Source organism: Marinilactibacillus piezotolerans (genome assembly GCF_900114235.1).
GTDB classification, from domain to species: domain Bacteria; phylum Bacillota; class Bacilli; order Lactobacillales; family Carnobacteriaceae_A; genus Marinilactibacillus; species Marinilactibacillus piezotolerans.
Map to the genome: position 1 here is coordinate 1 of NZ_FOSJ01000055.1, position 13,271 is coordinate 13,271.

Genomic DNA, 13,271 nt, shown 5'->3' on the forward strand with positions numbered 1-13,271 from the left:
AGGGGGGGAAGAGGTGCCTTTTTGTATTTTAATTGATAGAGCAACGATAGTTGCATTAAAACAACACGAAAAAACAAAAAAATTGGTAATTACTAGTGCACAGACGGAGGGAAATGTATGAAGATTTTGATTGTGGATGACGAGACCAACATTTTGGAAATTGTGGAGGCATACTTGATTACCCATAATTATCAGGTGTTCCGAGCCATGGACGGAGAAGAAGCCTTGCGTAAAGCTGAAACTATAGTGCCGGACCTCATCGTCCTGGACCTCATGCTTCCAGACATCTCTGGGCTCGAAGTCTGCCAAAAAATCAGAGAATTTTCCAACGTCCCCATTATCATGCTAACGGCTAAAACAGCTGAGCAGGATATCTTGAAAGGCTTACAATTAGGAGCGGATGACTATGTGACGAAACCCTTCAGCCCTAAAGAACTAGTAGCTCGAGTAGAGACCGTGTTGCGCCGTGCACGATCGGAACCACAAGAAGAAAAGTTATCGTTTGAGGGAGGCCTGTTGGAAATCTACCCGGATAGGAAACAAGTCTTAAAGAAAGGCGTAGAGGTCGACCTTACGCCCACGGAGTACGCTTTGTTATTCCTATTAGCCTCTCATCCTAAACAATTATTTTCCCGTGACCAGCTGCTAGATGCGGTCAAAGGGCTAGATTTTGACGGAACGGATCGAATCATAGACACTCACATTAAGAATTTACGACAAAAATAGAGGGCGATAAACGAAACCCTCACTATATTCTGACAGCATATGGAACGGGATACCGATTTGGTGGTCAAAAATGAAGCGAACGATAAAATGGCAACTCCTCCTTTCCTTTATTTCTCTCTCTTTTATTCTTGTAGGGGGGGTTCAGCTGGATAACATTGAACTTAATGGAAAGCCATTTTGCTGACTATGTGAAGGAAAGGCAGGAATCAGAGTTAAAAGAATACACCTCTGAATTAGAGGCTCTTTATCGAGAAGATGGCACCTGGGAAGAGGATTCACAAGCAATCCAAAGTTTGGGTCGAAATGCTCTTCAACACGCAGTGATTCTGAATATATATGACGAAGATGGACAGCTATTATGGGGCCCGTCTCCCTCTGAGGAAAAAGAAGCCGAGGACAAGATTCAGAATCATCTACTGCATATGGAGCAAATAATGGGAAATGTGGATAGAGTCTATGTGCAATCCCGTATTCCGCTCTATAATGGCAGCGAAGAAGTGGGCTTGGTAGAGATACAGTTCGGAGGTCCTTTCGCTTATACGGAACATGAAGCTTTCTTCATTTCTGATATGAGAAATATCTTGATTCTGGTGGCCATTATCTCTCTTCTTATATCTTTCTTCTTTGCGGTACTAGTAGCCAAAAAACTAAGTGCACCTATTGTCGCAATCAATGATTTCACCACGGAAATTGCGAAAGGACGTTACAGTAGTCTTCCTTTGGAAGAATCGGGAATTCGAGAGATTGACGATCTTAGAGATGCAGTAAACGAGCTCTCTCTGCAACTTCAACGCCAGCAGGAGATTCGAAACCGTTTGTCTTCCGATATTGCCCATGAAATCAGGACCCCTTTGACGACGTTAAAGGGAAATATTGAAGCCATGATAGATGGTGTCTGGGAAGTATCAGAAGAGCGTCTCTATCGTTGTTATGAGGAAGTGAACCGCATCACTCGTCTAATTGGAGAAATCGATCGAATCAATGAGATTGAAAGTCAGGAGTCCCAGCTACAAAAGTCCACCTTTGACTTAAAGGAACTATCTCAGCAAATCTGGGATAATTTTCAGGCATTACTAATCGAGAGACAGATTCACTGTTCCATTAGTGGGAATTCTGTTCTTGTTTCCGCAGATCGAGATAAAATGCATCAGGTCATAACCAATCTTTTATTCAATGCTATTAAATTTACTCCTTCTGGTGGGAAAATTGACATTCATGTTTCGCAAAGTAGAGCCACTGTTTCCTTTCGAATAGGGGATAATGGACAAGGAATCCCTCCGGACGAGGTAAGTCAAATCTTTGAACGTTTCTATATGGCGGAACCATCTCGAAATAGTCAGCTGGGTGGACAGGGAATTGGGCTTTCCATTGTAAAAAGTATTATCCATGCCCATCATGGTACTATTTCTGTAGATAGTGTCTATGGAAAGGGTACAACTTTTACGATTACTCTTCCTAAAAATAAATAGAAGCGTACAAAAAGCACTTCAACTGTAGTTGAAGTGCTTTTTGAGTGGTTAATCATAGTCTCATACACGCAGTATAATATTATCCATCTTTACTATTATTGCACCAGGACATCAATCTCTGTCAGTTCAGGATTGTCGGATACAATTTCGATTAGCAAGCGATGAGGCAAGTTAAGACTGGTTTCTCCAGGAGATTGAATCCAATCTGTCCTCACCGCAACTTGGTGCATGCTGTTATCTTCTTTATTACGAATCCGCTCACCATCAATCTCAATAATATTATACCGTCCTGGGGCGGGGTAATAGGTAATGAGCTGATGCTCCTTATTTCCTGTCAGGAGAAACCGATCTACTACCTCTCCATTAATCGAGATTACTGCATACAAATCACTGCTCTCACTGCTTGTGTTCTTCATCGCAAAGACCACAACTGGGGAAAAAGAAAGAACAATCAACAGAGAAACAATAATAATATCAAAAGGTTTTACCATTTTCAGATACTTTTTTATCGGGAATGACCTCCTCATTTGTTATCCTCTGTTTTTAATGGTTACTCCAAATGTTTTTTTCTCTTCAAGTACTCTTCTTCCGTGATATTTCCTCTAGCAAATTCTTTTTGAAGAAGTTCTAAGGGAGTCTCTTTTCCACTTCGATTATCTGTCCGGTCAGAAAGGAGCTTAATAACAAGGTACACTATTACAACAATCAGTACAATCCAAAATAGTCCCATCAACATCATCCAACCCATTCCTCCTTGTGTAAATAAGTTCGCACAGTCCCACATGTTTAACACTCCCTTTTCTATAATTCATCTATGCCGGTTTCTATTTATTATTGTTCCTTTTTGAGTCGCCATCCTTCTAAATAGTAAGATTTAGCGGGGTAATCCCTTCTGCGGTATATCCAAATGCCGATGGCACCAATAAATAGAAGTAAAGATAGCCCTTGTGACACCCGGAGTAAATCACCAATCCATAAGCTGTCGGTTCGCATGCCTTCTATAAAAAACCTTCCTACTGAATACCAGATTACATAGCTAAGTGCCACTTCCCCTTGCCGCAATAAACCTTTGCGGTTCCGAACAAAAATGATTAGACCGAAGCCTAAAAGGCTCCACAAGGACTCGTATAGGAATGTCGGATGATAGTACACGCCATTAATTTGCATCTGGTTAATGATAAAGTCTGGGAGATACAAGTTTTCTAAAAAGGTACGAGTTACTTCTCCTCCATGAGCTTCCTGGTTGATAAAGTTTCCCCATCTACCGATGGCCTGCGCCAAGAGAACATATGGGGCTAATACATCAAGCATTAAAGCAACTGGAATTTCCTTTTTCTTGGCGTACCAGTAAACGGTTAATCCTCCCGCAATCAAGCCTCCATAAATGGCAATACCACCGTTCCAAATGGCGATGATTTCAAGGGGATTTTGTATATAGTAATCCCACTCAAATAGTACATAGTAAATTCGGGCTCCTATTAATCCAATAGGAATAGCCCATAGTGCCATATCTATTAGCGTATCCTCTTCAAAGCCTCTCTTTTTCCCTTCTTTTGACGCTAATGAGATAGCGAGAAGCATAGCTACACCAATAATAATTCCATACCAATAGACGGTAAATGGACCAAACGAAAAGGCGACGCGATCGATTGTTTCTGTTGTCATGTCCATGTTTTTCTCCTTGTAAATATATATTTATCTTCTGTTTGTGAGTTGATAAAACTAAGGAGTGCGTAGACTCATTTTAAATTCTTTTACGCACTTTTTTCAATTGAAATTAATGAGCCTTTCTTTTTTTATATTCCTAGGTATTGAGAAGGATCCACCGTTGAGCCATTTTTATATATTTGAAAATCCAAATGTACACCGGTCGAGACGCCTGTTGTCCCCATGATTCCAATTGGTTGCCCTTGAGCAACTTCTTGTCCCGATGAAACCAACATATTCGGTTGTAGATGAGAATAAACTGATTTATATCCATCCCCATGATCAATCTCTATGTAATATCCTAAGCCGTTATTGTAAGATGCCGTAATCACTTTACCTGAACGCGAAGCTATAATAGATCCGCTCCCAGCAATATCTATGCCTTTATGAAACCTCTGATTACCAAAAACGGGATGTGTCCGCCAGCCATATCGAGAAGTGACTATTCCATTTGCTAGCAAAATCCATCTAGAGTTAACATTCGTTTCCTTATCATTGTTTGGTTCTGGCGGATTAACAGTCTTTAAGTCCTTGTTTGCTTGAACTTTTATTTCAACCTGTACTTTTTGATTTTTTTCTTGAATTTTTTGGGTTAAAGCGGTCGTTTGTTTTGCAATAATAGTTTGTTCGTTAATAATTCCTTCTCTTTCAGTAGCAGTTAAATTGTATTGTTCGACTATTTGTATAATTTTGTTCTCTAATGTACTACGTTGAGTGGACAATTTCTCTTGGTCTACTTCCAACTGATTTCTGATGGCTTGCATTTTTTCTTGTTTATTTTTGTATTGGCGCTCTTTATCTTCTAATGTTCGCTTATCATCTATTTGGGTTTTCATAATATCTTGATTTGCATCCATCAACTGACCTATTACATTAATACGTCCAAGAAAATCAGATAAGTTTTCTGAAGAAGCTAATAGACTAGCAATATCTTGAGGATTTGCCTGCGTTTGAACCGATCTTGCTTGGGATTCTAAACGAGCGGTTCTGCTGTTAATTTTATCTTGTAATTGAACCGTCTCTTTTTGCAGTTTCTTAATCTCTTCCTCAATTTGATTCATTTCTTCTTCCTTGCGCTTAATTTTTTCTATCAATGTAGAAATATCCTTTTGTAATCCTGCCACTTCTCCTTCTATCTGCTCTTTTTTTTCTTCTAAAGATTCCATCTCTTGTTCTTTACTTTTAATTTCCTCGTTTAGCAACTCTGATTGTTTACCTAATTCTTGCTCTTGTTATTTTAATTCTTCCGTTTTTTCGGAAGCGGCTTTTACTTCTAAAGAACTAAACATCGGTGTCATCAAAAAGATTGTCGTTGCTATAGGAAAGAGGTACTTTTTCTTCATTCTTCCTTCTCCTATGTATATAGTTAGTATTGACTGCTTGAAACAACTTATTTCTTCCTTTATCGTGTATCAATATAACAATGAATTATGTAGATTTTATGGAGTTATTTAATCTACATAAAATCTACATAATTTTTCTTTATTATCGCTACAGAAAGGTAAAAAATAGCGGTCACTTCCAGAGTTAAAATAGCATTTTCAGTATTTTTTATCTTATCGATAGCCAATATGTTATTTCGATGCCTAATAAAAAAAGAAAAAGGAGGAATGGAGATGGAATTAATTCTATTTTTAGTGCTTATGGTCGTAGGACACATGCTCATGATGTTTGTTATGCCCGGTATGCATGGAGGACACAACCATAAGGAACACAGTCATACAAAAAACAATTCTAAAGATATGGAAGCTCTTGAAGAGGAAAACAAGCAATTAAAAGAAGATTTAAACATACTCAAGTCAAATTCAAATCGAAACGAATGGTGAGGACTGATCTGCTTTGAAACAAAAAATTATTCACTTTTCTGGTTTTATCGCCTTGTCCCTTTTCATCTTATCCTTAGCAATAGCTATCACAATTAACTTTTCCCCCCTATATTCATTCAATATTAATTACTTGAATATAACAGAATACGTAAACATGCCAAAAGAACAACTATTAACTAATTATCGTATTTTACTGGACTACTTAAATTTCCCCTGGGTAACCCAATTAAACATGCCTAATTTCTCCAGCTCAGCTAGTGGGCTGTTCCACTTCTTTGAAGTGAAGAAGTTATTTATGCTAGACTATTTGATTCTAATCGTTTCTGGAATATGTGTCTTCTGGTTTTCACGGTATATGAAAAGAACCAATCAATACCAGAAGCTTAATCGATACTTTAAGTGGGGAATGCTTATCCCACTTGCTATACTTTTTGCCCTCTTGATCAGTTTTGATACGCTGTTTGTGTTATTTCATCAGGTATTCTTTAACAACGATGCTTGGCTTTTCAATCCAGCAACAGATTCTATCATTTTAGCGTTACCAGCTGAGTTCTTTATGCATAGCTTTATTCTTGCCTTTGGATTGATTGAAGTATTTCTCCTTATAGGTTATTTTATTACAAAAAAAGAATCGCTACTCTTGGTGAGCGAATAATACAATCACGTATCTTTAAAAATGGCTCCTATCTGAAAAAGATAGGAGCCATTTTGCATCTATGTTACTCTTTTGCTACTAATCAATTTTTAAGAGTCTAGCGTTCACAGCACATACTATTGTACTAATGGACATTACCACTGCCGCCATGGCTGGAGTAACCAAAAAACCTTGATTAGCTAAGACACCTGCAGCCAACGGAATGGCGATTACGTTATAACCTACTGCCCAAATTAAGTTTTCCACCATTTTACGGTAGCTTGCCTTGGATAGTTTGATAATGTTCAGTACATCTTTCGGATTACTATTCACCAAGATTACATCAGCTGTTTCGATTGCCACATCTGTACCGGCACCAATGGCGATACCCAAGTCAGCTTCCGCCAAGGCGGGGGCGTCGTTGATACCGTCACCTACCATGGCCACCTTCTTGTTATCCGTTTTTAAAGACCGGACATTTTTGGATTTCTCGTCAGGGAGTACTTCTGCAAAGACTTGTGCTAATCCTAATTTATCACCCACATAATTAGCGACACGCTTGTTGTCACCTGTCATCATGATAGACTCAATATCTTGTTCCTTCAAGGCTCGAACGACTTCATAGGAAGTGTCCCGTATGATATCGGCAATAGCAATGACTCCTTGCAGGATGTTATCTTTTAACACAAAAACTACCGTCTTTCCTTGCTGAGCCAAATAATCAAAACGCTCATGATCATATTCAAGACCTCGTTTTTCCATACCACCTGGGCTGATTACTGCCACCTCGGATCCATCTACTATTGCTTGCAGGCCTTCTCCAGTGAGATTCTGGTAATCGCTGATGGATTATAAATCGACGCGCCGTTTCTCCCCTTCGCGAACAATCCCTTTCGCAATCGGGTGATCCGATTGGCTCTCTACCGAGTAAGCTAAGGAAAGGATTGACTCTTCTGTGGTCCCATCAGTAGCAATAATATCTGTTACGCCGAAGTTTCCTTCGGTCAAAGTGCCGGTCTTATCAAAGACAATCCGGTCAATTCTTCGGGCATCTTCAAACTGGGTCCGATTACGGATAAGCAAGCCTTTACGGGCAGCGATGGAGGTAGACACAGCATTTACCAACGGAACGGCTAATCCAAGAGCATGTGGACAGGCAATGACAAATACGGTCACCATTCGAGCTAAGGCAAACTGTAAGTCCGCAGCGAATATCCAGTAAACAAAGGTAATGACTCCAATTACCAAAGCAATATAGAAGAGCCATTTTGCAGCGGTATCAGCGAGTCCTTGGGAGCGGCTCTTTTGCTGCTGTGCATCATTTACCATTTGAATGACTTGAGCCAGATACGTTTCCCCACCTGTTTTTTCTACTTCGATTTTTAGAACTCCGCTACCATTAATAGATCCGCCGATGGCATCTAATCCTGGGCCTTTTTCAACTGGAACGGACTCTCCGGTCAACATGGATTCGTCTACGGTAGATTGGCCCTCATAAATTTTTCCATCCAAGGGAACTTTTTCACCAGATTTTACCAGAATGCGATCTCCGGGAACCAGGTCCTCGACGGAGACTTCGACAATGTTGCCTGCCTTATCAAGTTTGTGCGCCTCTTTGGGCATCAGCTTAATGAGTTCCTCTAATGCTCGGGAAGCCCCCATCTGTGACTTCATTTCAATCCAGTGACCTAGCAACATAATAAGGATTAGCGTAGCTAATTCAAAATAGAAATCCATTCCTTGAATGAAAAAAGTAGTTAAGCTACTGTAAATATATGCGGAAATAATGGCTAGTGAAATCAACATCATCATTCCCGGTGTGCGAGACTTGAACTCGCTCCACGCACCTGTTAGAAATGGCTTTCCACCATAAAAGAAGACGAAAGAGGACATGAGAAATAGTAGAATGTTATCTCCTACAAAACTGATTTCATAATTGAAAAGCATCATCATGAATTCAGAAAGAAGTGTAATTGGAATGGTAAAGACCAAGGCTACCCAAAAACGTTTCCGGAAATCGGCTACCATGTGTTCGTGGTGATTGCCATGTCCCATATCGCCGTGGTTCATTCCACCATGGTCCATGTCACTATGATCCATCTTGCTGTGGTCCATGTCATCATGATCCATCTTACTATGGTCCATGTCACCATGATCCATCTTGCTATGGTCCGTTGCTTTGTTTCTTTCTTTATGCTGCTTGGTGTTCATAAATCTCTCCTCCTTGTGCCTTCGCTAAAGGGATAATTTACATTTTTTCCTCTGTTTTTAATGAAGTCATAAAACTGAAGTTCACCGAATAGAGTTTGAATCCAAATAAACAGCTACATTGCAACCAATCAACCTATTTTATTTACACCGCTATTATACTATAGATAACTGCACCTCTTAAAAAAATAGAGTCCCAGCTTATAATCCTAATGTCTAATTGAAAAGGATAAAGCTGAGACCCATAAAACAAACCTATTAAAATTTTTCTAAGTTATATGCTATTTACTAACTGCTCTACTCTGCTACAAAGTATTTTGTGTCTTCTAGTACAGAGTCCAATTCTGTTCTATCAATAGCAACCGATGTTTGAATAGTAGCTTTTTTGTTCTCTAAATCTACAGAAGCTGATTCTACTCCTTCCAAGGATTCAAACCTATCTATTACAGTGTTGGCGCATCCTTGACACTTCATGCCTTCTACTAATATATCTTGTTTCATCATTATTTCCTCTTTTCTTTATTGTTTTATTTAATTTCTTCTTCACTCTTTCAGAAGAAGTTTTAAACCGTTTTTTTAGTCTAACACCAGGTTAAAATAAAACTCTGTGCAGCAATGACAGTTAGCTGATTCACTGATACTTGTCAAAATATCTGGTGTATTAGACAAGATGTCTAGAAAATCTTCTTGATTTGTTTCTTTTTCTGCTTGGATAAGAGCCGTTTTAGTACTTTTATTGATCTTTACTTTTTTAACCAATGGATTTTGTCCCGTTTTTTCCATTACTAACTGTAAGCAAGTCAAACAAGTAATTCCTTTAACCGTTAAATTCATGCTCATCTTATAGCCTCATTTTTTATTTCATGACAGATGGTTTGAATCGTTTTATGCGTAATGCATTTAATAAAACAGAAGTAGAACTAAAAGTCATTGCCCCTGCCGCAATAACCGGGCTAAGCAATGGACCGCCAAAGGCATAAACTACACCCATCGCGAAGGGAATACCTAAAATATTGTACGCAAATGCCCAAAACAGGTTTTCCTTAATGTTTCGGATGGTAGATTTACTCAATTCCACAGCCGTAGGGACATCCATGAGGTCACTACGCATTAGGACAATATCTGCTGATTCCATCGCTACATCCGTACCAGATCCAATGGCAATTCCTACATCGGCTTGCGCAAGTGCAGGAGCATCATTAATTCCATCGCCTACCATACCTACTTTTTTGCCTTCATCCTGCAACTTTTTCACTTCGTTAGCTTTATCTTCCGGCAAAACTTCGCTCAATACACGGTCGATTCCCACCTGTTTTGCAATTGCTTCTGCCGTTCGTTTGTTGTCACCAGTAATCATGGCTACTTCAATGCCCATCTTATGCAACTTTTCAATGGCTCGTAGGCTGCTCTCTTTTACCGTATCGGCGACCGTAATGATTCCGAGAATTTCACTACCTCTGGAAAGGTACATTGGCGTTTTACCTTGACTAGCCAATTCATCGGATACCTTCGCCAACTTGCCTAGTTGGACATTTCGCTCATCCATCAGTTTTCGGTTACCCAACGAAAGGGTAGCTCCGTCGATTTTTACCTCGATTCCATGACCCGGAATCGCCTCAAAAGCTTCAGTTTTCTTCAGAGACAATCCTTTTTCTTCTGCACCCTTAACTATTGCTTCCCCTAGTGGGTGTTCAGAACCTTTCTCACCGGAAGCTGCCAACATCAAGAGTTCCTCTTGAGAGATCCCTTTTGCAGTAATAATATCTGTTACCTTAGGCTTTCCTTCTGTAATGGTTCCTGTCTTGTCAAAAACAATGGTCTTCAGTTTATGAGTTGTTTCCAATGCTGTCCCACTCTTAATCAATACGCCATGTTCGGCACCTTTCCCTGTTCCAATCATGATTGCTGTAGGGGTAGCTAACCCGAGTGCACATGGGCACGCAATCACCAGTACCGAAATGGCTATGGTCAACGCGAATACCCCTGTTTGTCCAGCAAAGTACCACGCAAGCGCAGAAAGGATTGCAATCGCAATAACGATTGGTACGAAGTAACCGGAAATAATATCTGCCATCTTAGCAATCGGAGCTTTAGATCCTTGCGCGTCTTCTACTAGTTTAATAATCTGAGATAGTGCGGTATCTTTCCCAACTTTTGTAGCTCGATAATGAATCGTACCGTTTTTGTTGATACTTGCTCCAATAATCGCGTCCCCTACCGATTTTTCTACGGGGATACTTTCACCAGTTAACATGGATTCGTCTACCGACGTCAACCCCTCTGTTACCATACCGTCCACAGGCATTTTTCCACCTGGGCGCACAACAACGATGTCACCCACTGCCACTTCATCAATCGAAATCTCTATTTCCTTTCCGTTTCGTACTACCAGTGCTGTTTTTGGAGCCAATCCCATCAGTTTCTTAATGGCTTCAGATGTCTTCCCTTTAGTCAGGGTTTCTAAATACTTCCCTAGAACAATTAAGGCTAGAATAACAGCCGCTGTTTCGTAATACAATTCGTTGGCATAAGATGCCTCTCCCAAGAAAATCATGACCGTTGCAAATACACCGTAAAGGAAAGCGGCACTTGTTCCCAAAGCGATTAATGAGTCCATGTTGGGATGTCCCTTAAACAACGCTTTGAATCCAGTCTGGTAAATTTTTTTATTGACCACGACAACCGGAAGCGTCAGCAAGATTTGAATGATAGCAAAATTTTCCGGATTCATCATCGGATCGATAAAAGCAGGTAGGGGCGCATTTACCAAATGACCCATTGCGATATAAAGTAATGGGGCTGTAAAGATGGCCGAAATCAAAAATCTCTTCCAGAGGCTCTTGATTTCATTCTGTTTCTTTTCTTGGTCTAAGTCCACCGTGTCCGCAGTTGCTCTCTCTTCATGTGCCTCATATCCCGAATCGGATACGGCCTGAGTGATATCGGAAATATTTAACCTACTTGGATCATACTCTACCACCATTTTTTCCGTGGCTAAGTTTACCGATGACGTATTTACTCCGGTAAGTTTATGAGTAGCTTTTTCAATGGTTTGTGCACAAGAAGCACAAGTCATACCTTCAAGATTAAAAGTCTTCCTTACGGTATTAGGTATTGCAGCATATCCTGCATCTGAAACGGCTTTTTGAATGTCAGCCTCCGAAAGTGACGCCTCATCAAACTGAATGCTCATTTTTTCCGTTGCAAGATTCACATTAGCGATTTTTACGCCTGATAACTTCTGGGTCGCTTTTTCTACTGTTTGGGCGCAAGAAGCACAAGTCATGCCTTCTATGGTAAATGTTTTATTTTCCATCTTTTATTCCATTCCTCTCATTTTCATTCCATGGTGTTTCATATTGCATTCACATTGCCCTGGCGCACAGTGGCAACTAACTTCTTCTACAGCAGATTTTTTTTTCATTTCCAAAGCTTTTTCCAAGCGCCGTATATCATCGAAACTCAAGATGTGATCTTCAATTAAACCTTCAATTACATAACCTACCTCTTTATTGCAAATCCGACTAAAAACATCATTTGTGTAATCTTTTATGGTCTCATTTTCCTCAATTTTTGCGGAATAGATATACTTCTTCCCTTCTTGCTCAGTAGACAATGCACCTTTCTCTACCAATCGGCCTAATAGCGTTTTGATTGTAGCCTGTTTCCAATTCATTTTGTCTTCCAAAATAGCGATAACTTCTTTACTGGTGACTTTTTTATTTGCCCATACCACGCGCATGACTTCCCATTCAGCATCTGTTACGTGGGGCGGTAAGACTGTAGCAACCATCTTTCATCCTCCTCATTTACATTCGTAAACTGTTTATTATAAGATCGCTTTACATGTGTAAACGCAATTTGTCAACAACTTATTTCTATAAAAAAATCAAAGTTTTTGTCTCCTTAAAACGGCTGAATCAAGAGTAAACTCAAAAGAAGCGTTGGCTACCTAACATAGCCTGACTAACCTAAATACTTATATATTAGAAAAAGAACCATTGTATAAAAATGCTTAAAGCATCTCTACACAATGATTCTATTTCTACGTTTATTATTTTCTACAAAATTGAAAAATCGTATCTTTTATACAAATAATTTTCTCAAATTAGTTATTTCGGAGCTAATTCCTCTTCGGTGAGCCATTTATGGTTACGAACGACTTCTCCACCATCAGTTGGTTTGTAATCTACCATGTAAACAGTTGTTGTAGCAGCATCTTCGATTGTCGCAGTTGCTCCTTCCATGCCTTCCATATGTTTAGCCTCTAGCGTCACTTCTGCTCCAGGTTCGAAGGATTCTTCACCTGCATCAGCAATTTCTTCTTTGAGTAGGGCAATATATAAAGAAAAATATTAAAGCGGAAGGCTTCTCCCTGACTGCTTATCAGTCGCATTTCTTCTTTCCAATCGATTTGTGCTGAAAGACCAGGCGTATATTCGACGCGTACCGTTGCTTTCTGTATCCGTTCTTTTTTCACTCCACGGCAATAGTCTCTAACAAGACTGTAACTCCCATCGAACCCTTTCTTTTGTATGAATTTGAAGATACTTTTAGCGGTACATTGATCTTCTAACTTAGTATCTATGATTTGTTTGAATGAATCTAATTTACTCGGATATGTCCTCCTTGTTTTAGGTTTATTACCTTGTAACGCTTCTTCATACGCTGCTTTAACCGTACGATAGTCACATCCGTATT

General features: G+C 39.7%; 12 protein-coding genes and 3 pseudogenes. 4 read left to right on the forward strand and 11 right to left on the reverse strand.

The genetic code is table 11. The features are described 5' to 3' along the window. Positions 1-117: 117 nt before the first annotated feature. A pseudogene (locus tag BM212_RS10370) lies at positions 118-800 on the forward strand (response regulator transcription factor). A 114-nt stretch (positions 801-914) separates the two neighbouring features. Further along, positions 915-2,195 (forward strand): sensor histidine kinase, encoded by a 1,281-nt coding sequence (locus BM212_RS10375; protein WP_245750964.1) that lies wholly within the window; start codon positions 915-917, stop codon positions 2,193-2,195. A gap of 95 nt (positions 2,196-2,290) precedes the next feature. On the opposite strand, the gene BM212_RS10380 is transcribed toward BM212_RS10375, so the two are convergent. The 4 genes from BM212_RS10380 to BM212_RS10395 form a co-directional block, all read right to left on the reverse strand. Then, entirely contained in the window at positions 2,291-2,686 is a 396-nt protein-coding gene (locus tag BM212_RS10380) for a NusG domain II-containing protein (RefSeq protein ID WP_232226899.1), read from the reverse strand. A 59-nt stretch (positions 2,687-2,745) separates the two neighbouring features. Next, on the reverse strand, positions 2,746-2,979 hold the full coding sequence (locus BM212_RS10385) for an SHOCT domain-containing protein (RefSeq protein ID WP_072695722.1): 234 nt from the start codon (positions 2,977-2,979) through the stop codon (positions 2,746-2,748). A 47-nt stretch (positions 2,980-3,026) separates the two neighbouring features. Next, a complete protein-coding gene (gene lgt, locus BM212_RS10390; RefSeq protein WP_425434176.1) occupies positions 3,027-3,860 on the reverse strand; it encodes a prolipoprotein diacylglyceryl transferase in 834 nt (277 codons plus the stop codon). A 131-nt stretch (positions 3,861-3,991) separates the two neighbouring features. After that, entirely contained in the window at positions 3,992-5,104 is a 1,113-nt protein-coding gene (locus tag BM212_RS10395; RefSeq protein WP_091898458.1) for a murein hydrolase activator EnvC family protein, read from the reverse strand. Between the two features lie 414 nt (positions 5,105-5,518). On the opposite strand from BM212_RS10395, the gene BM212_RS10400 reads away from it, so the two are divergent. Continuing rightward, positions 5,519-5,728 (forward strand): adhesion protein, encoded by a 210-nt coding sequence (locus BM212_RS10400; protein ID WP_072695728.1) that lies wholly within the window; start codon positions 5,519-5,521, stop codon positions 5,726-5,728. 64 nt (positions 5,729-5,792) lie between these two features. Then, positions 5,793-6,383, forward strand: a complete 591-nt coding sequence (locus BM212_RS10405) for a TIGR01906 family membrane protein (protein WP_245750966.1) — start codon at positions 5,793-5,795, stop codon at positions 6,381-6,383. A gap of 78 nt (positions 6,384-6,461) precedes the next feature. Here the strand turns inward: BM212_RS10405 and BM212_RS10410 are convergent. From BM212_RS10410 to BM212_RS12640, 7 genes and pseudogenes are all read right to left on the reverse strand, one after another. Further along, positions 6,462-8,573, reverse strand: a pseudogene (locus BM212_RS10410) (copper-translocating P-type ATPase). A gap of 294 nt (positions 8,574-8,867) precedes the next feature. Continuing rightward, complete coding sequence (locus BM212_RS10415; RefSeq protein ID WP_072695734.1) at positions 8,868-9,071, reverse strand: heavy-metal-associated domain-containing protein; 204 nt, start codon at positions 9,069-9,071, stop codon at positions 8,868-8,870. Positions 9,072-9,146: 75 nt separating this feature from the next. Continuing rightward, the gene (locus BM212_RS10420) at positions 9,147-9,410 is read right to left on the reverse strand and encodes a hypothetical protein (RefSeq protein ID WP_072695736.1); all 264 of its coding nucleotides are present in this window, start codon (positions 9,408-9,410) and stop codon (positions 9,147-9,149) included. A 16-nt stretch (positions 9,411-9,426) separates the two neighbouring features. Then, complete coding sequence (locus BM212_RS10425; protein WP_072695738.1) at positions 9,427-11,886, reverse strand: heavy metal translocating P-type ATPase; 2,460 nt, start codon at positions 11,884-11,886, stop codon at positions 9,427-9,429. A 3-nt stretch (positions 11,887-11,889) separates the two neighbouring features. After that, the gene (locus tag BM212_RS10430) at positions 11,890-12,363 is read right to left on the reverse strand and encodes a CopY/TcrY family copper transport repressor (RefSeq protein ID WP_029486057.1); all 474 of its coding nucleotides are present in this window, start codon (positions 12,361-12,363) and stop codon (positions 11,890-11,892) included. Between the two features lie 319 nt (positions 12,364-12,682). Further along, positions 12,683-12,826: a YdhK family protein gene (locus tag BM212_RS12855; protein ID WP_245750965.1), complete on the reverse strand. Its 144-nt coding sequence runs from the start codon at positions 12,824-12,826 to the stop codon at positions 12,683-12,685. A gap of 17 nt (positions 12,827-12,843) precedes the next feature. Then, positions 12,844-13,271: pseudogene (locus tag BM212_RS12640) on the reverse strand (IS21 family transposase); the annotation flags it as partial.